The organism is Acinetobacter sp. AG3, assembly GCF_022343575.1.
GTDB lineage: Bacteria > Pseudomonadota > Gammaproteobacteria > Pseudomonadales > Moraxellaceae > Acinetobacter > Acinetobacter guillouiae.
In genome coordinates this window covers 3,796,680-3,821,894 of the sequence record NZ_JAKQZD010000001.1, presented here as the reverse complement: position 1 = coordinate 3,821,894, position 25,215 = coordinate 3,796,680, and the positions used below count along the sequence as shown (strand labels likewise).

19 protein-coding genes and 1 pseudogene are annotated in these 25,215 nt (G+C 38.5%); 15 read left to right on the top strand and 5 right to left on the bottom strand.

The window, feature by feature from the left end; genetic code table 11:
* Positions 1–19 precede the first annotated feature (19 nt).
* The 4 genes from L3V46_RS17805 to L3V46_RS17790 are packed head-to-tail and all read left to right on the top strand — an operon-like array spanning position 20 to position 5,878.
* On the top strand, positions 20–2,029 hold the full coding sequence (locus tag L3V46_RS17805; RefSeq protein WP_239046395.1) for a M3 family metallopeptidase: 2,010 nt from the start codon (positions 20–22) through the stop codon (positions 2,027–2,029).
* Positions 2,030–2,043: 14 nt separating this feature from the next.
* On the top strand, positions 2,044–2,982 hold the full coding sequence (locus tag L3V46_RS17800) for an ABC transporter permease (RefSeq protein WP_004722891.1): 939 nt from the start codon (positions 2,044–2,046) through the stop codon (positions 2,980–2,982).
* A gap of 8 nt (positions 2,983–2,990) precedes the next feature.
* A complete protein-coding gene (locus L3V46_RS17795; protein ID WP_056515294.1) occupies positions 2,991–4,130 on the top strand; it encodes an ABC transporter permease in 1,140 nt (379 codons plus the stop codon).
* 11 nt (positions 4,131–4,141) lie between these two features.
* Positions 4,142–5,878, top strand: a complete 1,737-nt coding sequence (locus L3V46_RS17790) for an ABC transporter ATP-binding protein (protein WP_239046394.1) — start codon at positions 4,142–4,144, stop codon at positions 5,876–5,878.
* Between the two features lie 217 nt (positions 5,879–6,095).
* Here the strand turns inward: L3V46_RS17790 and L3V46_RS17785 are convergent, their stop codons facing one another.
* The 4 genes and pseudogenes from L3V46_RS17785 to L3V46_RS17770 all read right to left on the bottom strand — a co-directional run bounded on the left by L3V46_RS17785 (position 6,096) and on the right by L3V46_RS17770 (position 9,344).
* Positions 6,096–6,530, bottom strand: coding sequence for a hypothetical protein (locus L3V46_RS17785; protein ID WP_239046393.1), 435 nt, complete (start codon positions 6,528–6,530; stop codon positions 6,096–6,098).
* A 548-nt stretch (positions 6,531–7,078) separates the two neighbouring features.
* Positions 7,079–7,924: pseudogene (gene rluB / locus L3V46_RS17780) on the bottom strand (23S rRNA pseudouridine(2605) synthase RluB); the annotation flags it as partial.
* Between the two features lie 41 nt (positions 7,925–7,965).
* Complete coding sequence (gene scpB, locus L3V46_RS17775) at positions 7,966–8,556, bottom strand: SMC-Scp complex subunit ScpB (protein ID WP_004722881.1); 591 nt, start codon at positions 8,554–8,556, stop codon at positions 7,966–7,968.
* Positions 8,553–9,344, bottom strand: coding sequence for a ScpA family protein (locus L3V46_RS17770; RefSeq protein ID WP_004819259.1), 792 nt, complete (start codon positions 9,342–9,344; stop codon positions 8,553–8,555). The genes scpB and L3V46_RS17770 overlap by 4 nt, the downstream gene beginning before the upstream one ends.
* A gap of 1,047 nt (positions 9,345–10,391) precedes the next feature.
* On the opposite strand from L3V46_RS17770, the gene L3V46_RS17765 reads away from it, so the two are divergent.
* Positions 10,392–11,702, top strand: coding sequence for an MFS transporter (locus L3V46_RS17765; protein ID WP_239046392.1), 1,311 nt, complete (start codon positions 10,392–10,394; stop codon positions 11,700–11,702).
* 519 nt (positions 11,703–12,221) lie between these two features.
* Here the strand turns inward: L3V46_RS17765 and L3V46_RS17760 are convergent.
* A complete protein-coding gene (locus tag L3V46_RS17760) occupies positions 12,222–12,698 on the bottom strand; it encodes a MarR family transcriptional regulator (protein ID WP_239046391.1) in 477 nt (158 codons plus the stop codon).
* Positions 12,699–13,405: 707 nt separating this feature from the next.
* On the opposite strand from L3V46_RS17760, the gene L3V46_RS17755 reads away from it, so the two are divergent.
* The 10 genes from L3V46_RS17755 (at position 13,406) to L3V46_RS17710 (ending at position 25,098) form a co-directional block, all read left to right on the top strand.
* Positions 13,406–14,538 (top strand): IS3 family transposase gene (locus L3V46_RS17755; RefSeq protein WP_225367773.1). Its coding sequence is split into 2 segments (ribosomal slippage): positions 13,406–13,658 and positions 13,658–14,538, totalling 1,134 coding nucleotides; the frame shifts between segments, so codons are not numbered across the junction.
* Between the two features lie 19 nt (positions 14,539–14,557).
* Complete coding sequence (locus tag L3V46_RS17750; RefSeq protein ID WP_239046793.1) at positions 14,558–15,346, top strand: glucose 1-dehydrogenase; 789 nt, start codon at positions 14,558–14,560, stop codon at positions 15,344–15,346.
* Between the two features lie 70 nt (positions 15,347–15,416).
* Positions 15,417–16,199, top strand: coding sequence for a 2-ketocyclohexanecarboxyl-CoA hydrolase (badI, locus tag L3V46_RS17745; RefSeq protein WP_239046390.1), 783 nt, complete (start codon positions 15,417–15,419; stop codon positions 16,197–16,199).
* Between the two features lie 11 nt (positions 16,200–16,210).
* Positions 16,211–17,368, top strand: a complete 1,158-nt coding sequence (aliB, locus tag L3V46_RS17740) for a cyclohexanecarboxyl-CoA dehydrogenase (RefSeq protein ID WP_239046389.1) — start codon at positions 16,211–16,213, stop codon at positions 17,366–17,368.
* Positions 17,369–17,518: 150 nt separating this feature from the next.
* A complete protein-coding gene (gene aliA, locus L3V46_RS17735; RefSeq protein ID WP_239046388.1) occupies positions 17,519–19,168 on the top strand; it encodes a cyclohexanecarboxylate-CoA ligase in 1,650 nt (549 codons plus the stop codon).
* Between the two features lie 139 nt (positions 19,169–19,307).
* A complete protein-coding gene (locus L3V46_RS17730) occupies positions 19,308–20,639 on the top strand; it encodes a DcaP family trimeric outer membrane transporter (protein WP_239046387.1) in 1,332 nt (443 codons plus the stop codon).
* 545 nt (positions 20,640–21,184) lie between these two features.
* Entirely contained in the window at positions 21,185–22,162 is a 978-nt protein-coding gene (locus L3V46_RS17725) for a DUF1852 domain-containing protein (RefSeq protein ID WP_034610135.1), read from the top strand.
* Between the two features lie 28 nt (positions 22,163–22,190).
* Positions 22,191–23,219, top strand: a complete 1,029-nt coding sequence (locus L3V46_RS17720; protein ID WP_004722875.1) for a methionine synthase — start codon at positions 22,191–22,193, stop codon at positions 23,217–23,219.
* A 195-nt stretch (positions 23,220–23,414) separates the two neighbouring features.
* Positions 23,415–23,906 (top strand): flavin reductase, encoded by a 492-nt coding sequence (locus L3V46_RS17715; protein WP_004722874.1) that lies wholly within the window; start codon positions 23,415–23,417, stop codon positions 23,904–23,906.
* A gap of 637 nt (positions 23,907–24,543) precedes the next feature.
* A complete protein-coding gene (locus L3V46_RS17710) occupies positions 24,544–25,098 on the top strand; it encodes a TetR/AcrR family transcriptional regulator (RefSeq protein WP_239046386.1) in 555 nt (184 codons plus the stop codon).
* Positions 25,099–25,215: the final 117 nt, after the last annotated feature.

The following is a 25,215-nucleotide window of genomic DNA, read 5'->3' as shown; positions in this document are numbered from 1 at the left end:
AAATGAAAGATTGGAGAAAATGAAAATGAAGCGATTTAAATTAACCACACTCTGTATGTTGTCAATGGGTATGGGGCAATGGGCCTTTGCAGAAACCGAACGCAGTACTTTACCCAAGTTTCAGGCCAAAGATATCCCGGCCCAATGTGATGCAAAAATTGCAGACGTTAAAACCAAGTTGGCTGAATTTGCCAAAGTTAAACTCAAAAATAATGCACCTGCTGGAGCAGTACTGGCAAAGTGGGATCAAATTTTTGCAGAGTTTGAAGATTTTTATGGGCCGATTAATTTAGCCAGTAATGTTGACCCAAGTGCAGATTTACGTAAAGCCGCAGAAGATTGTGAAGTTAAAATCAGTCAGTTTCAAACTGAAGTGTATCAAGATGGAAAGCTTTATCAGCAAATTAAAAAAACCAAAGCCAGTGATGAGATTGACCGTAAATATCGCCAAGATATTTTAGATGGTTTTGAAGATACAGGGGTACAACTGCCCGCAGAAAAACAAGCACGTTTAAAAGTGATTTTAGATGAATTGACCAAGATTCAACAAGAATATGCCCGCAACATTCGAGACAATCCTGAAAAATTAGAATTTACCCCAGCCGAGCTAAAGGGCTTACCAGAAAGCTATATTGCCAATCTAAAGAAAAATGAAAAAGGCAATTACCTGTTGGGTTTTGACTACCCAGAATACCGTCCTTTTATGGAATTAGCAGACAATGATGATGCACGTAAACGCTATCAAATTGCTTATACCCGCCGTGGTACTGAAAAGAATTTAGTGTTGCTTAAACAAGCGATTGATTTACGGCATGAACTTGCACAATTATTTGGTAAAGCCAGTTATGCCGATTGGGCATTGAAAAATCGTATGGCCAAGAATCCTGAAACGGTCAATAAATTCCTCAATGAGGTACATAGTACGGTTGCGCCATTAGAGAAAAAAGAAGTGCAAACACTGCGTGAATTTAAAGCCAAGACCTTAAATATCCCAGTGGAAAAAGCGGAAATTAACCGTTGGAGTGAGGGCTATTGGAGCGAAAAATTACGTCAAGAAAAGTACAAAATTGACCAAGAAAAAATGCGTGAATATTTCCCGACCCAAGCATCACAAGATTGGTTATTTGCAATTTCATCAAATCTATATGGGATTGAATTTAAGCCTGCCAAGGTTGATGTCTGGCAAGATGAAGTTGAATATTACGATGTCACAGATCGGAAAACAGGTCAGCTTTTAGGTGGTTTATATATCGATAAATTTCCACGTGAAGGAAAGTATGGTCATGCAGCGGTGTGGGGCGTTAAGGGTGGTAGTACCCTGACCCAGCGTAAACCGATTTCAGCCTTAGTCACCAACTTTAACCGCAAAGGTTTAAACAGTGATGAACTGGAAACTTTTGTGCATGAGTTTGGACATGCCTTACATGGAATTTTGTCAAACACCCGTTACGCCTCGCAATCTGGTACCTCAGTCGAGCGAGATTTTGTTGAAGCGCCTTCACAAATGTATGAAGAATGGGCACGTCGTAAAGAAACGCTGTCGACTTTAGCCGATTATTGCAAACCAGCCTGTCCACGTGTCGATGATGAATTGATTGGCAAATTAAAAGCCGTTAAAAACTATGGTCGTGGCTTGTTCTATTCTCGTCAAACCTTATACGCACAATACGATATGGCACTGCATACCGCAGATGCTTTAAAAACCCAGCCTTTAGAGGTATGGAAAAAACTCGAAAACCAAACCGCCTTAGGGTATGTACCAACCACAGAATTCCCAGGACAATTTGGTCATATTATGGGCGGATATCAAGTCGGCTATTATGGCTATATGTGGTCAGAAGTGATGGCCTTAGACATGCTTTCTGCTTTTGGCGATAACTTAAATAATCCAGAGGTTGGAGCACGTTATCGTAAAGCGATTTTGTCACAAGGTGGACAAAAGAAAGCAGAGCAGCTGGTGGTTGATTTCTTGGGCAGAGAACCGGATAACAAGGCATTCTTTCAAGAAATTGCCGGTCAACGTGATTAAAAGGAATTAGAACTATGCTGGCATATATCACGCGCCGTATATGGCAAATGATTCCGACCATGTTGGGAGTCGTGTTGCTGATTTTCTTTCTATTTAACTGGGTGGGCGGAGATCCTGCTTATATCCTTGCTGGAAAAATGGCAAACCCTGAACAGATTGAAAATATTCGTCAGCAACTTGGGGTAGATCAACCATATTATGTCCAATTGTGGATTTTTATTAAGCAAATCCTGACTTTTGATTATGGCAATAGCTGGAGTACTGGGGAATCGGTTTCAAACATTATCCTGACCCGTTTAGGTCCATCACTGACCATCATTATTCCACTGACAATTTTACAAACCGTGATTTCAATCATTCTGGCTTTGGCTGTTGCTTCAGTACGTGGTTCATTGACGGATCGTATGGTGATGTTGTTATGTACCATTGGGATGTCGATCAGTATTTTGGTCTATATCATCGTATTTCAATACGGTCTTGCCTATAAGCTGGGATGGTTTCCGGTACAAGGTTGGAGCGATAGTCTCAGTGAAAATCTATTGCAATACGCACTATTGCCAATCTTAATCATGTTGGTGGTGAGTATTGCACCGACTTTACGTCTATACCGTAGCTTTGTCTTGGATGAAGTCAATCAGGACTATGTCCGTACTGCACGGGCAAAAGGGGTCGGTGAGGGACGTATCTTAGGTGTACATGTACTGCGTAATGCATCTATTCCGATTATTACTGACGTGATGTCGAGCCTGCCAGCGTTGTTGATTGGGGCATTTTTAATTGAGCGATTTTTTGGTATTCCGGGGATTGGGCGAGAAGTCATTATTGCAGTAGAACGAAGCGACTTTCCAGTGATTAAGGCAATCACGGTCTATGTTGCCGCTGCGACCATGATTTTTAACCTGATTGCTGATTTGATTTATAAAGTGGTTGATCCACGCGTACAGTTGAAGTAGGTGGGATGATGCTCGGAATTTTATCGAAAAAAGTAGACGCCCAAGAACAACAGACTTCTCCCGGTTTATGGCGATTGGCGATGCGACGTTTAAAAGCAGATCGTATTGCTATGCTGTCGCTATTGGTGTTGCTGTGTTATTTCATCATATTGGTACTCTCCATGACGGGTGTGATTGCATCAAATTGGAATAAAGAAGTAGCCGTGAGTTATGCGCCACCTACATTTATCGGGGCAGATCAAAATACACAAGATTCTGCAAAGAAAGCCGCAACTGTAGAGGCCTTACCTGAAAATCCTGTTGATCCTTTAAAAGATGTGATCAAAGAGTTAAATACTGAAATTGCAACAGAACAAGCTTCAGGTGGCGCGATTGACTACTACGGTATTCAAGATCCGCTTGCAGAAGATATGAAAGCCATTGATCAGCAATTGGGTGGGCATTTACTTGATCAGCAAAGTGAACTCAAACAAACCTTGCCTTTTGGTGCGGATAAATGGGGACAGGATGTTGTACTCAAAACCATTAAAGGCGCAGAAACGTCAATTATTGTGGGCTTAATCTCGGCGTTATTGGCCGTGGTTATCGGTACATTCTTAGGGGCAATCGCTGGTTATTTTGGTGGTTGGGTCGACGATGTTCTAAACTGGTTTTATAACATTTTTACCTCGATACCTTATCTATTGTTGGTATTGGCGATTGCCGCTGTATTGCAACAAAAGGGCATTCTTTCCATTGTTTTAATTCTTGGATTAACAGGTTGGACTGGGGTATTTCGTTTAATTCGTGCTGAATATATGAAACATAATTCACGCGAGTATGTGCTGGCAGCCAAAGCGATTGGTGTCAGTAATACCCGACGGATGTTTGTGCATATTTTCCCTAATGTAAGCCATATTGCTTTGGTTCAGATGTCGATCTTGGTGGTTGCATTTATTAAGTCTGAAGTGATTTTAAGCTTCTTGGGCTTTGGTGTACCTGTGGGGGTGGTGTCATGGGGCAGTATGTTGAATGAAGCGCAAAGTGAGCTGATTTTAGGTAAATGGTGGCAATTGGTGGCAGCCTCAGTAGCCATGGCCGTGCTTGTGACCGCATTTTCAATGTTTACAGATGCATTACGTGATGCATTAGACCCTAAACTAAAATAAGGAGCTTAAAGATGTCAGAACAACAAGCGACACCTCCTGTGCTACTCAGTGTTGAAAATCTGAGTGTGAGTTTTAAGGGTGAAAATAAGCAATTTATTGAAACCGTAAAAGGTATTTCATTTCAGATTCCTGCCAATACCACCGTGGCTTTGGTTGGGGAATCTGGCAGTGGCAAATCAGTAACTTCATTGGCAACCATGGGTTTATTACCCAAAGGCCAATCCCGTATTGCTGAAAACAGTAAAATTATTTTTGAAGGCAAAGATTTACTCAGTTTAAGCAGTAAACAAATGCGTGCAATATGTGGTAAAGACATTGCTATGATTTTTCAGGAACCAATGTCGTCACTTAATCCTGTGTTTACAGTGGGTGATCAAATTGCTGAAATTATGCGTATTCATTTAAATATGGGGCGTAAACAAGCACGACAACGCACTTTAGAATTACTCACTGAAGTGGGGATTCCATCCCCTGAAAGCAAGATTGATGCTTACCCCAGTCAACTGTCTGGTGGTCAACAGCAACGGGTCATGATTGCCATGGCAATCGCCTGTGAACCGAAATTACTGATTGCCGATGAACCGACTACTGCATTAGATGTCACCATCCAAAAACAAATATTAGATTTGTTGGAGGCTTTACGTAAGCGCCGTCAAATGTCGATGTTGTTTATTACCCATGACTTGGCATTGGTGAGTGAAATTGCCGATGAAGTGATTGTGATGCGTCATGGTGAAATTCGTGAACAAGGTTTCGCAAAAGCTGTTTTAGAACAGCCACAAGATGCCTATACCAAAGCATTATTATTATGCCGTCCACAACTTTCTCATCGTCCATATCGCTTACCGGTCATTAGTGATTTTATGCAAGCCCAAGATGCACCTGTGACTGAGGTGGTGAGTTTGCCTGAGGTGGATTTTGCGGAGCGCAAGCGCGGCCTTGTTGGCGGTGAAGAAATTATTTTAGATGTGCGTGATTTAAAAAAATCATTTTTTAGCCGTAAAGGATTGTTTGGCAAAGATGAATTTCAAGCAGTCAAAGGGGCATCTTTCCAACTGGCGAAAGGGAAGACTTTAGGGCTCGTGGGGGAGTCAGGCTCAGGTAAAACCACCATTGGTTTATTGTTGATGCGTTTGCAACAAGCTTCTGGCGGCCAAGCTTTATTTCAAGGTAAAGATATTTTGGCAATGTCTGAAAAAGAGTTTGCCCAGTATCAACGTAAGATTCAGATTATCTTTCAGAATCCCTATGCCTCACTTAATCCGCGTTTTACCGTGGGGCAAATTTTGATGGAGCCGATGCAAGTTCATAAAATTGGTGCAAATGATAATGAACGTAAAAAGATGGCTTTGGAATTACTGGAAAGAGTGAGCTTACCTACGCAAGCTTTTGATCGTTATCCACATGAGTTTTCTGGGGGGCAACGCCAACGTATTGCAATCGCACGCTGTTTAACCTTAAAACCTGAAATTTTAATCTGTGATGAATCAGTCTCGGCACTTGATGTATCGGTTCAAGCACAAGTCCTAAACTTACTTCAAGATCTGCAAGATGAATTTGGCTTAAGTTATATTTTTATTTCACATGATTTATCTGTGGTGAAATATATTTCGGATCAAATTATGGTGATGAACCACGGTGATATCGTTGAAATTGCTAATTCGGATGAGTTATATCAGTCGCCACAACATGACTATACCAAACGCTTACTGAGTTCAATTCCACAAGGAAGCAGACAGGTGGTTTAGATTTTTGCTATGTGAGAGCTGCTGGATTCAGTTGCTGTCAGTCCGTTAAGGGTTTTAAATCTTCCTCTTTGCGAAGTTGATACTTCTCACCTTTGAAAAAGGAGGGGGTTTTACTAAAGTTAATTAATTTAGTCTCAGCTAGCTCTCCCTTTTTTTCGAAGTGGGAGAGCTACAGTTGTAGTGGCGTAAGGAGTATTTTTATTGATATATAACACGATTAAACTGATGCGTTTTGTTTAGGATAAATATACTTGCGATAGATAGGCATAAGAATAGGCAATAATAAAAAATGAAATAGGCTGGTTGCACAACTGATTAGAATAAAAGTGATTATATCGGGTGGTGAGTAAATCAGTATTATTACGCCATAGACTGGAATAACAATCGGTAAGATTGAACAGACTGTATAGCTAAGAAATGGTCTGCGAATGGCTGTTTCTGAGCAAAGTAAATAGGCATAGCTCCACATCCATAGGCCATAAATTAAGCATAAAATGACAACCTGAAAAAGTGGATAACCATAATCCTGTGGTTTCTTTCTAAGAAAATTGATCAGATACTCTGAATAAAACAGCCCTTGATATGCTATCGATATAGACGCAATAAACCAGATAAGAAATAAGGGAATGAGGATCAGGTATTTTTTATTCATATTGTTATTACCATATTAAGATCATATTGCTTAAAGGGTTTTGCTCTGTTTTGTTTACAGCACAAGCTGAGGCATAGCCTACAGGAATATATTTAAACCTTAATGCATGATGTAGCGCATAGTTTAAACGAAAAAAAGCCACTATTTAAAAATAGTGGCTTTTGCTCTTTAAGTCTATTTAGAACTTAGAACTTTTTAAAACCTTTTGTCACAACAAACGGTTTTTTCTTTTCAGGTTGTTCACTACGTTCTTGGCGATCTGAACGATCTAGACGCTCGTTTGGATTATAACGACCTTCTGAACGATTACGGTTTTGTTGATTGCCATAACGGTTTTCAGAACGGTTGCTATTAAAACTATTGCCACGGTTGTCAGCACGGTCATTGTTGTAGCTGTTGCCACCAGAACGTGCTTTATTAAAGCGGTTTTCAGAGCGTTCATTGCGATTGTCAGTACGATTTTCAGTGCGGTTTTGACCATATTGGTTTGCACTTGGCTGAGCGTCACGACGATCATTTTGATGGTTGTGAGCTTCTTCACCTTCGCTATCACGACGTTGTTGACGCAGGAACCCACCGCGACGCGCAGCCATAGGTTTGTCTTGCATACGTTCAGTACGACGTTTTGCCATACCAAATAAACCTGTGCCTTGACGTGGTTTCAGTTCAACAGCTTTGGTTAAATTATCGATATCAGTTTTATCAAGTTCCATCCAACGACCTGTACGAAGTTCACGAGGCAAAATCACAGTACCGTAACGAGTACGGAGCAAGCGACTTACTTTTAGACCTTGTGATTCAAAAATACGGCGAACCTCACGGTTACGACCTTCTTTTACAACGACTTGGTACCAGCGATTGATCCCTTCACCACCAATTTCAGAGAAAGATTCAAATTTTGCTGGACCATCATCTAAAACAACGCCATTTGTCATGTTGTTTTTGAGTTGAGGCGTTACTTCACCCATGACTCGAACCGCATATTCACGTTCGATTTCATTTGAGGGATGCATTAAACGATTGGCAAGTTCACCATCATTTGTAAAAAGTAATAAACCTGTTGAGTTGATATCTAGACGACCCACCATTACCCAACGGTCATTGGAAATCGGGGGTAAATGATCAAACACAGTCGGGCGAGATTCTGGATCATTACGAGAACAGATTTCACCTTCAGGTTTGTAGTAAATCAATACACGACGACGAATTTCGTCTTCAATTTGGAACTGAACTTTACGACCATCGATGCGAAGCTCATCACCTGGTTCAATACGTTCGCCCACTTGAGCAACCTGCCCATTGACACTTACACGACCAGCGGCAATGACCTCTTCCATATAACGGCGAGAGCCCAAACCCACTCGTGCGAGTACCTTTTGCAATTTTTCACTCATGACAGCATAACCTTAGAAATAATCATCAACAGTGCACCTATTTAAGACTTGGCAGCTTGCGCATCCAAAATCATAAAAGCTTCCTTGGCATCCTGTAGGGGAGGCAATTGATCTAAAGACACTAGACCAAAAGCATTTAAAAATTGTGGCGTTGTCACTAACAACGCGGGTCTACCTGGGAGTTCTCGGTAACCAGATTCTTTAATCCAGTTCCAATCAAACAAAGTCCTGAGTATTTGACTATTATTTGTAACCCCTCGTATTTGCTCAATATCAGCACGGGTTACTGGCTGATGATAAGCGATCACTGCAACTGTTTCTAACAGTGACGGCGATAATCGAGTTGGTCGATCTGGCCAAACTTGCGCAATCACGTTGCGGTATTTTGCCCGCACTTGAAAACGATAACCTTGAGCTGTTTCGACAAGTTCGATTGAACGACCATGTTGTAACACAGACAATTGCTGTAAATACTGTTGCAACTGTTGTTTAGAATACTGATTTTGAAATGCTTCTTTTAAGCGAGCAAGCGATACAGGGGCATCACTTGCAAAGATAATCGCTTCAAGTTGCATCAGAACTTCGTGATGTAATTCATCAACATTAAAGGCATTATTTTGATCAATGGTCATGCCGTTGCTCCTTGAATTGCAAGCGGGGCCTCAACACCAGAAGAAATAATTTGGACTTTTTGCTGACGGGTCAGCTCCAAGATTGCCATAAATGTAACCACCATGCCCATTCGACCTTGGTTTGGCTTGAGTAATTCTTGGAAACTGAGAACTTCTCCAGATTCAATCATATATTCGATATAAGCAATGCGTTCTTCAAGTAATACAGGTTCTTGTTCAATCTTATGGGTTATGGGTTCAGGGCGGTTAAAAATGCAATACAAGGCATCTTTTAACATCTCAACGTCATAACCTTCATACACTTTTGGAATATGACCAATCGCAACATGGGTCGCAAAAGTATCTCGGTCTAAAACAGGCATCTGGCCTAAACGTTCAGCTGCTTTTTTAATCCGTAAATAGGTCTCTAAGCGATCGATTAATTCCTGTTTTGGATCTTTTTCAATATGAATAGTTTTTGGTTTTGGCAATAACAAGCGAGATTTTAAATCTGCCAATAATGCTGCCATCACCATATAGTCAGCGGTTAACTCGATATTTAACGATTTCATACCGTCCATATAAGACAAGTATTGTGTTGCAATCGGAGCAATATCTAACTGTAAAAGATCGAAACCATTTTTTTGAATCAGATAAATTAAAAAGTCGAGTGGTCCTTCGAAATGTTCAAGCAGAATTTCGAATGCAGCAGGAGGAATATATAAATCCTCTGGAATTTCTTCTTGCCATTCATCCAATACACGGATGTTGGAAATGGATTCCATAGGATGCTGAGTTGCTTGAGTCATTACAGTTTATTAGCCACGCGAATTTTCAAAGGCATGTTTTATTCGTGTTACCACTCAATAGGTACAATAGGAGAGGGTGGTGACGAATTACAAAAAGATATTTGGCTTATTTTAATGGAAAAGTTAAGAGGAATACATTGTTTAATTATAAAAACCATAAAAAAACCTGAAAATAAATAGGGAATATTTCGTTTTGTGATGATTGAAATCAACTAAGCTACTCATTTTTATTGTAAATTTTTATATATTTTCAAGAAAAAATTTATCCATATTTTAATCGCATAATGTGAAGTGGATCAACTTTATATGCTGGGTGGGTTTGAATTGTTAGATTTTTTTACCTTCAATCCATTCTTTGCAAAATGATACTGACTCTATTATTGCATGCTTAAAATTATAATTTTGCCCAAAATATTATGATGTTATTTAGTTGATTTTGGATATAACTGGATGGCGTATAAACATCTCAGCGAAATCGTTTAAGACTATAAATATGAAAAAAATTAGTGATGAATGAGTAAATAATTTTGTTTTCAAATATATGCGGATTTTAAGTGATTAAAATCTTTGAATAGTTGACTTTTACCTAACAGCCCCACAATAGAAAAACTTAAATGGTCAATCTAAATAATATTTTTGATCTTCATTCCTTCTCAATTTCCTAATCCAAGAAAAAAGCCCAATAGCAACCAACACAATACGGCGCAACACATTGGGCAATTACATTCATTACGCTCATGCGCCAGCTTCTTTAGTTGGCATATTAAAATCATGGTTTTATCTGTTTTACGTCAATATGTGTATTTAATTTTAATGTGAGTTTATTTAAGTCATTTATTTTAATTGGTTTAAATAATTATTTATGTAAATATATTGACATAAATTGGTGCTTAAATTAATCTGCTTCTGACTGATGAAAAGTAGAAAGATTACACGGACTTTTGAATTTCGCTCAGGGAATATGAGTGATATCGCGATTGAGAATAAGGGAAAGCGATTTTACAACTCATAAATTTAGAAGAATTAAAATGATCAAGGAGTTGACGCATGAAGAATGTAGATATGCAAGAAATTGCAAGTGAAGCAAAGTTTAATCGCTTCCATGCAAAGGTGTTGATCTGGTGTTTGGTGATTATTATTTTAGATGGATATGACATTGCTGTTTCTGGCGCAGCCTTACCTCCAATCATGGAACAAATGGGCGTAAGTGCTTCAACTGCTGGATTTATGATGAGTTCTGCATTATTTGGAATGATGTTCGGTGCAATGCTTTTTGGTAGTTTGGCCGATAAAATTGGTCGCCGTTTAAGCATTGTAATATGTGTTTTTTTATTTAGTGTTTTTACTGCAGTCGCTGGTTTAGCTAAAGATCCTATTACTTTTAGTATTATTCGTTTTATTGCTGGTTTAGGGATTGGTGGTGTAATGCCGAATGTCGTTGCGCAAATGACGGAGTATTCCCCGAAGAAAATACGTAATTTGATGACTTCATTAATGTTTTCTGGTTATGCAGTCGGTGGTATTTTAGCCGCAGTTTTAGGTAAGCAGTTCATTGTAGAGTTTGGCTGGCAAGTTGTTTTTTATGCTGCAGCCATTCCTGTTGTATTAATCCCTTTTATATGGAAATCAATGCCAGAGTCACTCAGTTATTTAACTAAAAACAATAAAGAAGGTGAATTGAAAAAACTTGTAGTACAAATTGCACCGCATTTCCAAATCGATAGTGACACAAAATTTGTGAATGAAAACAACATCAACAGTACTAAGCCCTCTATGGGACTATTATTTAGTGATGGGCGAGCATTGAGTACGCTCATGTTTTGGGTGGCATTCTTTACATGTTTATTTATGGTTTACGCTTTAAGTACATGGTTAACCAAGCTAATGGCAATGTCTGGTTATTCCCTTGGCTCAGCCCTTACTTTTGTTATTGCTTTGAATATGGGGGCAATTATTGGGGCGGTTGGTGGCGGGTGGTTGGCGGACCGTTTTCATATTAAATGGGTTTTAGTCATCATGTATGGTTTGGGGAGTATTTTCCTGTATTTCATGACCTTGCCAATGTCGTTAAATATGCTGTATTTCACTATTGCTACTGTAGGGGCATGCTCAACGGGTGCACAAATTGTTGCTTATTCTTATTGTGGACAATTTTATCCGAGCGCTATTCGTTCAACAGGAATTGGTATGGCCTCTGGCGTGGGGCGATTAGGGGCGATTGGAGCACCCTTATTAATTGGTTTGATTGTGTCCTTAAATTTGCCTATTCAACAAAATTTTATGGTGATTGCTTTGGCAGGATTGATTGGTGCAGTTGCTTTGTCACTCATTAATCATCAACGTTCAAGTTTGTCTTAGATCAGAAATGGATATTGAATTGCTAGAAAAATTAAGGAAAGGTATTCATATTTTTATTACTACAAAATATGAGGTTTTTACCAGTTTCGTTCTTTAATTGGAACCAATAATTGGATTGGTTCTAGCAGTATTCTCATTGATTGACTCATTTTGTACAAAAGTAGAAATATTTAGCATGTTAATACCACTGGCGAAATTTTTGGTTCATTTTGTTTAACTAAACCTGATTCAGGTTCTTATACTGCACCTTTAAAAACAGTGCAATTAAAGCGGGTAATGATTATATTTTAAATGCAAGCAAGTGCTTTATTACCAATGTGTTGCTTGCGATGACGTTTACCTTGATGGTGCGGATCAATTCCGAAATCAACACTATCAATGATATTTAGGTATTCGAGTTAAAGTTGATACTTCTGGTTTAGTTTTAGGTAAAATTGATAAAAAATGAGCCCAAAAAAGGCTCATTTTTAAATCATTTAAATGAAGATATAACCATTTTTTTAATTGCTGCTCAATATTTCAGGGTTCAATTTTAATGCTTTTTAGACCATCATTGAGTTTATTTAAAAGGTGGATCAATGTGATGACGTCATCAAAGGCAATTTTGTCTAAAGCCTGTCCATAAAAATTAAAAAAATTATCTTGTAATTTATCCCATGCTTTCAAACCGTCAGAAGTAAGTGCGACAGTTTTCGCACGTCTGTCATTTTCATTGATGATACGTTCCACTAAGCCATTGCGTTCTAAGCGTTTTAAAACAGCATCTAAATTCTGACGGCTCACGCCAAGATATTCAGTCAAATCTGAAAAAGACATCCCTGATTTTACATGTGGTCGAGATAAAGCACCAAGCACAGCCCAATGCACAGGTGAAATACCGAGTTCATTTGAGCACTGTCGGTCTAAGCTATTACCAACCTGAAACAGTCTGAAAAAGAGTCTATTGTGGGCTGAATATAAGGATTGATCATAATTTTTGGGTACAGAATTACTCATTATAAAGACCAACCTGAAGAGAAACGCGAGTAAATAATAAAGAGTATACCTTATGGGTATTGATCATAACACTAATTCCTTTTCCCTGTAATGCTCAAAAGTTTATACGGTTTTCTTATAATTGATTTAAAAATCAATTGTTTATATTTTTTTAAATCAATCTTTATGACTTCTTTCAATCCGTTCTGCATGTTTGAAATATCTCTCATTAAAGCATTTAAAAAATAAATTTAAAATGCCCTGCGATCAAGCGTTTTACATCAACGCACTTAAGATTGAATTGAAAAAAAGTCGAGTCAGATTGCTATAGGCGAATGATATAAAGCGTTAAAGACACGCATTCAGTAAAATTTAATTTTTCCCTAATGAAGTTCACCATTTAAAGTGAAAAATAAGAGCAGTCGTTATTTTATGTCAATGTATTTGATTTTTGTTTATTTTAATAATTTGATAATTATGGATAAAATATTTTATTAAATTTAAATTATGTAAATATATTGACATAAAAAGATTATAATTCTATTGTGTTTTAAATAGTCGCTAAATTAAAAAATAGCCATCCAAATTAGATACGAATAGATGTAGGGATAGGTAAATGAAAGGATTAAAAAATAAAGTAAGAGGTGGATCAGGAAATTTGAACAACACTTATAAGTGATATTTTGCTCCCCAAATGATGTTATAAACATCAATATATGGAGTATTTTATGGCACGTAGACCAAGAAGAAATCATTCAAATGATTTTAAAGCTAAGGTAGCACTTGCTGCGATTAAAGCAGAAAAAACACTTGCTGAATTGAGTGCTGAATTTGATGTTCATCAAAACCAAATTATCGACTGGAAAAATCAACTGATTTCAGCTTCCTCGCAAGCTTTCGATCAATCAAAAGCTCCAACAGAACCACCCATCGATCTAAAAAAACTACATGCAAAAATCGGTGAGCAGGCATTAGAAATTGATTTTTTAGAAGGTGTGTTGAAGAAACTGGGCCGCTTCAACCACAAAAGTTAATCGATGACTCACTTCAGATTTCAGTATCTAAGCAAGCTCAGCTGCTGAAAGTCTCCCGTGGTTGTTATTACTATCGCCCAAAACCTGTGAGTGCATCAGATCTGAAGCTGATGCGGTGTATGGATGAGTTACATATGCAATACCCTTTTGCAGGTAGCCGTATGATGCGTGATTTGTTGAATCGTCAAGGACATCATATAGGACGACGTCATACACGTACTTTAATGAAGAAAATGGGCATTAATGCGTTATATTGCAAACCAAATTTAAGCCAGGCTAATCAAGCTCACCGCAAATATCCATATCTGCTCAAAGGATTGGCTATTCAGCGCAGTAATCAAGTGTGGTCTACGGATATAACGTATATCCCTATGGCAAAAGGCTTTGTTTATTTATGTGCTGTGATTGATTGGCATAGCCGCAAGGTACTTGCGCATAGAGTATCGATTAGTATGGAGGTTACATTTTGCATAGAAACATTAAATGAAGCTATTGAAAAATATGGTCGACCTGAAATATTTAATACAGACCAAGGCAGTCAGTTTACCAGTGATGCATTTATTGATGTATTGAAATCAAATGACATCCAAATCAGCATGGATGGTAAAGGTCGATGGGTTGATAATGTGATGGTTGAACGATTATGGCGGAGCGTTAAATATGAAGAGGTGTATCTCAAAGCCTACAGCAATGTTTTGGATGCGAAGAAGCAATTAAACGCATATTTTGAATTTTATAATTTGAAACGACCTCATTCGAGTCTGGACAAAATGACTCCAGATGAGTTTTACTATGACCAGCTACCACAACAAAATAAGGTAGCTTAACTAGAGCAGAGTATCACTTATAAATAAGCTTTTAGTTGTTCAAACATGTGGGACCACCTCTGTAGTCATTGTTACGGGTGGTGCAGGTGGAATTGGTTCTGCAACATGTCGACGTCTTGCAGAAGAAGGCGCTAAAGTTGCGATCTTTGATATGAATATTGAAGCTGCAGAAAAATTGGCAGCCGAGATTAATAACCGAAATGGTCAAGCTTTGGCTGTCCAATGTGATATTACCCATAGCGATAAAGTTGAACAGGCCGTACAGAGAATAGAAGTCGCGTTTGGACCTGTAGATGGTTTAGTCAATAACGCTGGCTGGGATATTTTTAAACCTTTTATCAAAAGTAATCCGCAAGAATGGAACAAACTGATCCAGATCAATCTAATCGGAATGCTAAATATGCACTTTGCCATATTAAAAGGCATGGTAGAACGCAATGCTGGAAGTATTGTCAATATCGCATCTGATGCAGCACGCGTCGGTTCCTCTGGTGAAGCTGTATATGCCGCATGTAAAGGTGGAATGGTTTCATTTTCTAAAACACTGGCGCGTGAACATTCTCGTAACAACATAAAAATTAATGTGATTTGCCCAGGGCCTACTGATACCGCTTTGCTTGCTGATGTGACTGACGGTGCTTTAAATCCAGAAAAACTACGTGCAGCCTTTATACGTGCAATTCCACTTGGCCGTTTGGGACAGCCAGAGGATTTGGCATCTTCAATTGCATTTTTCTTAAGTGATGATGCCAGTTTTATTACTGGGCAAGTATTAAGTGTCTCTGGTGGCTTAACCATGACGGGTTAAAGACCGGTCAGCAATAAGCATAAAGAATGATTAAAGCTAAACAGATAAAAGTGAACAGGAAGTGAGCAAAATGAATTTCGAAGATATTTTATATGACGTCAAAAATGGTGTGGCATGGATTACGATCAACCGCCCAGAAAAAATGAATGCTTTTCGTGGTCAAACTTGCGATGAAATGATTCGTGCTTTGAATAAGGCAGGTTATGACCGTGATATTGGCGCCATTGTATTAGCTGGAGCTGGTGAAAAAGCTTTTTGTACTGGTGGGGATCAGTCTGCTCATCATGGAAATTATGATGGTCGCGGGACCATTGGTTTACCGGTGGAAGAGTTGCATAGTGCGATCCGCGATGTACCTAAACCCGTTATTGCACGTGTTCAGGGCTATGCGATTGGTGGGGGAAATGTATTGGCTACTATTTGTGACCTTACGATTTGTTCCGATAAAGCAATTTTTGGTCAGGTTGGTCCTAAAATGGGCTCTGTTGACCCAGGATATGGAACCACTTTCCTTGCGCGAGTGGTCGGGGAGAAGAAAGCTCGTGAAATCTGGTATATGTGCCGCCGTTATACCGGTCAAGAAGCTGTTGATATTGGTTTAGCAAATAAATGTGTATCGGCTGAGCAGTTGGATGCTGAAGTGCAAGCATGGGGGGAAGAGCTTTGTGAACGCAGCCCAACAGCATTAGCTATTGCCAAACGTAGCTTTAATATGGATACCGCACATCAGGCAGGTATTGCAGGGATGGGCATGTACGCCCTGAAATTGTATTACGACACAGAAGAATCTCATGAAGGCGTAAATGCGCTTAAAGAAAAACGTAAACCTGAATTCCGTAAGTACTATAAGTAAGGAGCTAGGGTATGAGTAAAAATCCTTATATCAACGAAGAGTTAGAATTCTTAGCTGAAACTGCTGAAAAGTTTGCACAAAAATTTATTGCACCCAGCTATTTAGAGCGTGATCAGCGTCGAAGCTTTGATCGTGACTTGGTAAAAAAAATGGGTGAAATGGGATTTATAGCGCCAGAGTTACCCGAGCAATATGGCGGTCAAGGGATGGGGCGTCTAGCTGCAGGGATTATTCATGAAGCTATTGCTAAAGCAGATTTGAGTTTTTCATATATTAATTTACTGGCTTCTTTAAATGGTCAGATTTTAGCTGAATATGGACAACCTGAAGTGGTTGGCCCTTGGCTGAAAAAATTAACTGCTGGAGAGGCAATTTTTTCTATTGGTTTAACTGAACCGCGTGGTGGTTCCGATGCCGCCAATTTACGCTTAAAAATTGAATGCGATGGTGATATGTATGTTTTAAATGGAGAAAAAACCTCTATTTCTGCAGCTGATCAAGCCGATGCTTCAGTGGTGTTTGGGCGTACAGGGAGTGTTGAATCTGGAGCACATGGTGTAACTGCGCTGTTCGTTCCAATGGATTTGTCTGGTATTACGACAACACGTTTTGATTGTCATGGACAGCGTGCGATTGGTCGAGGGTCAATATTTTTCGATAACGTGCGTGTACCAGTCAATCACCGTCTCGGTGATGAAAACAAGGGATTTGTACAAGTTATGCAAGGCTTTGATTTTTCAAGAGCTTTGATCGGTTTGCAAGTTTTAGCCGTTGCCCGCGTATCTCTAGAGGAAGCGTGGGAATATGCTGCTCAGCGTGAAGCTTTTGGTAAACCACTGACTGCGTTCCAAGGCGTATCTCAGCCACTGGCTGATTATGAGACACAAATTGAAGCAGCACGCTTATTGTGTTTACAAACATTGTGGTTGAAAGACAACCACCTTCCTCATACTTCTGAAGCTGCGATGTGCAAATGGTGGGGGCCTAAATTGGCTTATGATGTTGTGCATCAATGTTTGTTGACCTTTGGTCATGCAGGCTATGACCGTGGAGTAATGGAACAACGGTTACGTGATGTTTTAGGTTTCCAAATTGGTGACGGAACAGCACAAATTATGAAAACAATTATTGCTCGACATAAAGTAGGTCGTAAAGCAGTCCCTGTCTAATGTGAATGTATCACGACCATTCGTAATGAATATTTTAAATTTCTCAAGCATTTAATTGAGTAATCAGGAGGGTTTGCATCAGTCATTGGATGAATGACATCTATTGGGATTCAACAGAAAGAAAATAGGACAATAATTTGGAGTTATAAAATGGATTTCGATGCGGTTCTTTTATCCCCACGTAGGGAAAAAATGTTGCAACAAGGTTATTGGTTAAATAAAACCATTCTTCACTCATTGAATGAAGCGGTATATCAATACCCTGATCAGGTTGCATTGGTTAGTTATAAAACTGAAGATAAAACTGAAAAAAGTTTTACCTATCAAGAAATGCTACATACAGTCAATAAAATTTCATTAGGTTTAAAACGTTTAGGGATTCAAAAACAAGATGTGGTGTCTTGCCAATTACCCAATTGGTGGGAGTTCACTTTATTGTACATTGCTTGTCGCTCTATAGGCGCTGTTTTGAATCCGCTAATGCCCATTTTTAGAGAGCGAGAGCTTTCATTTATATTGAAGCATACTGAAAGTAAGATCCTCATTGTACCTAAAGTTTTTCGTAAGTTTGACCATGAAAAACTCGCCTATCAATTACAGAAAAATATTGAAAGTCTAGAACACGTGGTCGTCATTGGTGGAGATGGAGAGAATAGTTTTGAAGCGTTGTTATTAAATCACGGACTGGAGAATGACTCAGCAAGTGTAAATACACTCGATGATGCCTCTATCACTGCTGACGATATTGCTCAACTTATATTTACGTCTGGTACTACAGGAGAACCTAAAGGCGTAATGCATACCGAGAATACCTTATTTTTCATCATTATAGAGTATGCTAAACGGTTGCATCTCAACAAAGACGATGTGATTTTAATGGGGTCTCCAATGGCACATCAAACGGGCTTTATGTATGGTTTGATTATGCCTCTACTCATAAAAGCAAAAGTAGTATTACAGGATGTTTGGGATGTAAACACTGCAATTGATTTGATTCATAAGCATGAAGTTACATTTACCATGGCTTCTACGCCATTTTTAAATGATTTATCTGAAGCCGTATTAGACACTCAGCAATCTTTAGACAGTCTGAAGATATTTCTATGCGCGGGTGCGCCTATTCCAAGCACGTTGGTGCAAAAAGCACGTAAAAATATGGGTGTTAAAGTAATTTCAGCTTGGGGAATGACTGAGTGTGGAGCTGTAACAACGACTTGCCCCGAAGATGATGACGAACGTTCATTCAATACGGATGGAATTCCACTTCCTGGTGTGGAGGTTAAGATTGTGGATGATCAGGGCGAGGTATTACCACCACATCAATCAGGTACGCTTATGATTCGTAGTTGTTCGAATTTTGGTGGGTATCTAAAACGGCCACATTTAAATGAAACCGATGAAAATGATTGGTTCGATACAGGTGATATCGCATATCTGGATGAACAAGGCTATATCCGAATTGCTGGTCGTAAAAAAGATGTGATTATTCGAGGTGGTGAAAAAATTCCTGTTGCCGAAATTGAATCATTGATCTATTTACATCCCGATATTGCTATGGTCGCCTTAGTCCCTTATCCAGATGAAAGAATGGGCGAAAAAGCCTGTGCAATTGTGAAGTTAAAAGAAGGTGCTGCTCAAATTGAGCTAAAGGACCTAGTTGATTTCTTGAAAAAACATAATCTAGCCAACCAATATTTGCCAGAGCGTTTGGAAGTGTGGGATGACATACCAATGACACCTTCGGGCAAAATTCAAAAATTTAAACTTCGTGATTTATTGCAACAAAACACAAAAGCATAAAAAGCGTTAGGTTTAAATGTTAATAAAAATATTCTTAGGATAAGTAGGTTTGTGAATACTTATGAATAGAAATACTGATTAGAAAAGATGATTTCAAAACAAGAATATTGAAAGTTTTTATTTTAAATGGAGTTTAAAAATGAAAATGGATGCAAATATTTTAGTGAAGGTTTCACTCACTTTATCGATTTTAATGATGGCAATTCCAAGCTATGCAGAAATGACTTTAGAGCAACAAGTTAAGCATCTGCAACAACAAGTGCAGGAATTACAAGCGCTCATGCAACAGCAAAAACAGACCAGTGAAAAAATTTCTGCCGAACTTCCAAAACTAAAAGAAAATATATCAGAAAAATCAGTTGTTAAAGCTGATCAGAGGCAATTGATGACAAAAGCAGGGGCTGAGTTTGAATTGTATGGAAATGTCCGTGCGGATGCGATTTATCAGTTCAAAGGACCAAGTACCATGTATAACTATATTAATAGTGTGCCTTTAGAAGGGAGTGTAAATGAAGTAAATAATTCGAATAAATTTCAAAGTACTTTAAATGCTACGCGATTAGGTCTTAATTTTAAGACGCCAAAAATTGGTGATCATCATGTTGGTGGTAAAATCGAATTGGATTTTTTTGGAGGAGCAGGCCGAGATGCTTTCCGTATTCGTCAAGCATATTTAACTTATGATCGCTGGTTAATTGGCCAAACTTGGTCAAACTTCAATGCCGTTGAGTATTTTCCTGAAACTGTGGATGCCGCTTTATCTGTGGGTGGATCTTTAACGCGGATTCCGCAAGTAAAATACAGTTACCCCGTGAATAAAAATATGAATCTTGCATTTAGTTTAGAAGATCCTAAAGCTGAAACTGTAACAACTCCGGGAAATCAACAATTTACCACCGATGCTCAGGCGAAGTTAAAACTGCCTTCAGCAGTAGCTCGTTTGAACTATAAATTTGATAATGGCTCTGCCTTTTCAGGGCGGACCTTTTTAACCCAAAAAGCCACAGGTCATGAAAATAATGACGATTTCTTGGCATGGGGCGTGGCACTGGGTGGAAAATATCAATTGGCAGAGAATACGCTGATTCGGTTTGATTATAACCACATCAAAGGTGATACCAAGAATATTCTTTGGTCAAATTATGCCTATGTGTTTGATACCCATGGCAATATGAAACCAAATGAATTTGATACACTCAGTTTGGGATTAACTAAGCACATTACTCCTAAAATACGTTCTACTTTAGGGCTGGGGTATATGCGAGCCAATGATAATAGTAGTTTTGCTAATTTAGTGCGTAATGATTTAACTCAAAATAAAGCGTTAAAAGAAGGTTGGATCAATTTATTTTATAATCCAATTAAACCTATTAATTTGGGGGTGGAATATATGTATGGTGAACGTAAAACCTTTGCAGATCAGAAAGGTATTGATAACCGCCTAAACTTTACAGCGATTTATGATTTTTAGAGAAGGCATCATACAATTTATGTGTTAAAACTTCTTCATTTTACATACGGTTAAAGTGAAGAAGCTCATTATATTGGGCTGCTTTCATAAGTCCTTTTTTCAACTATAAATCAACATAAAAGCCCCTCATCCTAGCCTTCTCCCGCAGGGAGAAGGAACTTTCAAGACCCATATGACTCACTCCGCATGATCATTTTTCATGTATGAAAGAAATATCGTCTCAAACATTAAGAAAATTATGGATGGCTTTTAAAAAATCTCTGCCTCACAATCCATTTATTCATGTTGCTCACCTCTAAACATGAATTTGGTTCACTTTTTTGTGAAATTATATCATTTTTATTCATGTACGGATTGCGGTATAAATTACACCAAGCGCTTCACGATAGACAAGATTATCGTTGATTCTGAATTGAGCGACCAAGTACAAGTCAGAAAATACGGGAAATACTATTGACTGGATAGATCCAAAAAGAAATTGGATGGTTCAGAAAGAGCATGAAAAAAATTCAGGTTTATTTCAGAAATTAGGGTATCAGATCATCATGAGTAAAGATTTTACATTTACGATTAAGAGCATTAGTTTCGACGAAAACTATCATCCCTCTAATAATACGCGTATCACAACCAACTTTGCCAATTTAGCAAGAGGTGAGAGTCGCCATGACAATTTGCGCAATACCCTAACGATGATTGACAATCGTTTTAATGCCTTAGCGCATTGGGATAATCCAGAAGCAGATCGTTATTCTGTTGAGCTCGAAATCATTTCAGTTGATATTGATATCGAAGGCAACGGTGAGACTTTCCCTACGATTGAAATATTGAAAACCAATATTGTTGATCACAAAAATAATCAACGTATTGAAGGTATTGTGGGCAACAATTTTTCTTCTTATGTGCGTGATTATGATTTTAGCGTATTGCTGTTAGAACATAATAAAAATAAAGATCAATTTAGCCTGCCAGAAAATTATGGTGAGCTTCATGGGAAGATTTTCAACGCATTTGTAAATTCAAATGCGTATAAAGAAAACTTTAAAAAGTCACCTGTGATTTGTCTTAGTGTTTCAAGTAGCAAGGTGTATCACCGTACTGCAAATGTACATCCAGTATTGGGTGTTGAATATCTGCAAGATGAATATTCATTAACAGATGAATACTTCGGAAAAATGGGTTTGCAGGTTCGTTATTTTATGCCGCCTAATAGTGTTGCGCCTTTGGCATTTTACTTCCGTGGTGATTTGTTGAGTGATTACACTAACCTTGAGTTGATCGGTACCATCAGCACCATGGAAACTTTCCAAAAGATTTACCGACCTGAGATTTACAATGCGAATTCTGTGGCAGGTAAATCTTACCAACCAAGTTTAAAGCATCAGGATTATTCACTTACTCGTATTGTGTATGATCGAGAAGAGCGTGGTCAGTTGGCGATTAAGCAAGGGAAATTTACTGAAGAGCAGTTCATCAAGCCATACAAACATATCCTTGAGCAGTGGTCTGCAAATTACGTTGCTTAATTTACCTAGATAGACAAGATTATTGATTATGAAAATATTATTACCGACTTCAACTGCTGGCAGCCTACCAAAACCTTCTTGGCTTGCCGAGCCTGAAAAACTTTGGTCACCTTGGAAATTACAAGATGAGCAATTAATTGAAGGCAAACAAGATGCTTTACGCTTGTCATTGCAAGAGCAACAACACGCAGGGATCGATATTGTCAGTGATGGCGAACAAACCCGCCAACACTTTGTCACCACGTTTATTGAACATCTGAATGGTGTTGATTTTGAGAAACGTGAGACTGTACGCATTCGTAATCGCTATGATGCAAGCGTACCAACTGTTGTCGGTGCGGTGTCTCGTCAAAAGCCTGTTTTTGTTGATGATGCCAAGTTTTTACGTCAACAAACCAATCAGCCGATTAAATGGGCGTTGCCTGGTCCAATGACGATGATTGATACGCTGTATGATGCGCATTACAAAAGTCGTGAAAAACTTGCTTGGGAATTTGCCAAAATCCTCAATGAAGAAGCCAAAGAGTTAGAAGCTGCGGGTGTGGATATTATTCAATTTGATGAACCTGCATTTAATGTGTTTTTTGATGAAGTCAACGACTGGGGTGTTGCGACTTTAGAAAGAGCGCTTGAAGGGCTTAAGTGTGAAACTGCGGTGCATATTTGCTATGGCTATGGTATCAAAGCCAATACAGATTGGAAAAAGACCTTAGGTTCAGAATGGCGCCAATATGAAGAAGCATTCCCTAAACTTCAACAATCTAAAATTGATATCGTGTCTTTAGAATGCCAGAACTCTCGTGTGCCAATGGATCTGATTGAATTGATCCGTGGTAAGAAAGTAATGGTTGGTGCTATTGATGTGGCAACCAATACCGTTGAGACAGCAGAAGAAGTTGCCAACACATTACGAAAAGCACTTCAGTTTGTAGATGCAGATAAGCTTTATCCATCGACCAACTGTGGTATGGCTCCTTTATCTCGTGAAGTTGCAAGAGGTAAACTTAATGCCTTAAGTGCTGGCGCAGAAATCGTTCGTAAAGAACTTAGCCGCTAGTATTCAATGATATTGTGGTGTAAAAAGGGTGACCTGTTTGGGTGAATGGATATCCAAGATCCAACGGGAAACCCTGATCACAATTTAGAGAACATCAGTTCTACTGAGAAACTCATCCAGATGCAGTGCCTACATGACGGAATAGCAGGGTAATGCTAAATCTAAAAAAGTACGGTTCAATTTAGGAACAATGAAATGATTGAAGCAACAGACTTTAGAAATGCAATGTCTTTGTTGACCAGTGCAGTCAGTGTCATTACCACGACAGGTTTGTCTGGTCGTTACGGATTTACTGCGTCTGCCGTATGTAGTGTGACGGATTCACCTCCGACTTTATTGGTCTGTATGAATAAAGCGGCGAGTTCTCATGTGCATTTTGTTGAAAATAAAATTTTAACTGTAAATGTTTTAAGTGCACATCATCAGCATATTTCTAAAGCGTTTTCGTCTAAATTAAGCCCAGAAGAACGATTTAAACATGGCGTTTGGACGGAATTAGAAACTGGTGCACCGGTTTTAGATGATGCTTTGGTGAATTTTGATTGTGAGATTGAGCAAATTCAAGAAGTTGGAACACATACGATTTTTATTTGTCGTATCGTGGCTATTCAACAAAGTGAACATGATCAAAGCTTGGTTTATTTTAATCGTTCTTATCATCATGTTGGGCAGACTGAAGTTGCTTAAAGCCAGTTTGCTTATGGGTTTACGCCTTATGCCAGAGCTAAAAATAATAAGGCGTGTTGATCGGTTGAATTGATCAAATACGCTGGTTTAATATAATCATAATCAATTATTTAATTGATTGAAAAATAATAATAATTTTAATGTTTTGCACAAAATCCGACATTGACACCCGAAAAATCTCCGATTATTCTTTGCTGGCTGGCCTACATTGCCAGTCGGTTTTGACAGACCGTTGCCTAAGTGCATTGAAAAAACTTGTTTTTTTAATGTAGACTCGTTCGTCCCTCTTTTTGTTGCGGTAGGACGGGAGGGGGACGCCTTCGGGCGTGCTGATTCTTAGGTTCAGTCTGTCAACCCTCTTTCGTTCTGCCACCATAATTTTTATACATTGGCAGAATTTTGAATTGTTCAGGAGTTGGCCATGTATTTTATTCGTATACCTTCAGATTAGTGTTTAGCACGGTTTAACAGCCTTTGGGCTTTTAGGCATTGGCTGGTTATACCTCAAAAAATATCAACAATAAAACTTGAGATACACGCTGCTTACCTTTTGAAGCCTTTGATGCTTCTTTGCTTATAACAAGATCGAGTGTGGTTTTTATCTCATTAAAACAAAAAATATTTATAGGGAAGATATATGTCAAATTTAGATATTTCATTTCGAGCTTTAAGGGTACTCGATACATCTCGAAGACTCTTTAACCTATACGGTTTTCATCATGTTGGGGTAAACCGTATTATTGAGTCTGCCAGAATTCCCAAAGCCTCGTTTTATAAATACTTTTATTCTAAAGAGCGTTTGATTGAAATGAGTTTAACCTTTCAGAAAGATGCACTGAAAGAAGAAGTATTTACGATGATTTATAAACAGAAAGACTTTACTGTTTATGAAAAGCTTAAGCATATTTTCTTTTTACATGCCAATCTGGAAGGGTTTTATCATCTACCGTTTAAGGCTATTTTTGAGATTGAAAAGCGCTATCCCAATGCTTATCAAATCGTGGTTGATTATAGAAACTGGCTGATTGATGAAATTTATAAACTGCTTTTAACCAGCAATACAAATGCCTCAAAACAAGATGCACATATGTTCTTGTTTGTGATTGATGGGGCAATGGTTCAGCTTCAGGGTGAAAACAGTGTGGATGATCGAGAACGATTAGTGGGGTGTTTTTTGGGTGGGTTGGGGTAGTGTTATTTGGGGCTTATAGAGATATTTTTTCAATAGAAAGGCTGATATGGAAAAGTAATATAAGCCTGAGTTTCCTTAGATAAATTTACGATCTTTTTTAGGGTGTTATAAAAATGA

Coding starts and splice junctions, on each gene's coding strand:
- L3V46_RS17710 (WP_239046386.1), top strand. CDS start 24,544: ATGTCAAATTTAGATATTTCATTTCGAGCTTTAAGGGTACTCGATACA.
- L3V46_RS17795 (WP_056515294.1), top strand. CDS start 2,991: ATGCTCGGAATTTTATCGAAAAAAGTAGACGCCCAAGAACAACAGACT.
- L3V46_RS17760 (WP_239046391.1), bottom strand. CDS start 12,698: ATGAGTAATTCTGTACCCAAAAATTATGATCAATCCTTATATTCAGCC.
- L3V46_RS17765 (WP_239046392.1), top strand. CDS start 10,392: ATGAAGAATGTAGATATGCAAGAAATTGCAAGTGAAGCAAAGTTTAAT.
- L3V46_RS17715 (WP_004722874.1), top strand. CDS start 23,415: ATGATTGAAGCAACAGACTTTAGAAATGCAATGTCTTTGTTGACCAGT.
- aliB (WP_239046389.1), top strand. CDS start 16,211: ATGAGTAAAAATCCTTATATCAACGAAGAGTTAGAATTCTTAGCTGAA.
- L3V46_RS17730 (WP_239046387.1), top strand. CDS start 19,308: ATGAAAATGGATGCAAATATTTTAGTGAAGGTTTCACTCACTTTATCG.
- L3V46_RS17720 (WP_004722875.1), top strand. CDS start 22,191: ATGAAAATATTATTACCGACTTCAACTGCTGGCAGCCTACCAAAACCT.
- L3V46_RS17725 (WP_034610135.1), top strand. CDS start 21,185: ATGAGTAAAGATTTTACATTTACGATTAAGAGCATTAGTTTCGACGAA.
- L3V46_RS17770 (WP_004819259.1), bottom strand. CDS start 9,344: ATGACTCAAGCAACTCAGCATCCTATGGAATCCATTTCCAACATCCGT.
- L3V46_RS17790 (WP_239046394.1), top strand. CDS start 4,142: ATGTCAGAACAACAAGCGACACCTCCTGTGCTACTCAGTGTTGAAAAT.
- scpB (WP_004722881.1), bottom strand. CDS start 8,556: ATGACCATTGATCAAAATAATGCCTTTAATGTTGATGAATTACATCAC.
- badI (WP_239046390.1), top strand. CDS start 15,417: ATGAATTTCGAAGATATTTTATATGACGTCAAAAATGGTGTGGCATGG.
- L3V46_RS17805 (WP_239046395.1), top strand. CDS start 20: ATGAAAATGAAGCGATTTAAATTAACCACACTCTGTATGTTGTCAATG.
- aliA (WP_239046388.1), top strand. CDS start 17,519: ATGGATTTCGATGCGGTTCTTTTATCCCCACGTAGGGAAAAAATGTTG.
- L3V46_RS17800 (WP_004722891.1), top strand. CDS start 2,044: ATGCTGGCATATATCACGCGCCGTATATGGCAAATGATTCCGACCATG.
- L3V46_RS17785 (WP_239046393.1), bottom strand. CDS start 6,530: ATGAATAAAAAATACCTGATCCTCATTCCCTTATTTCTTATCTGGTTT.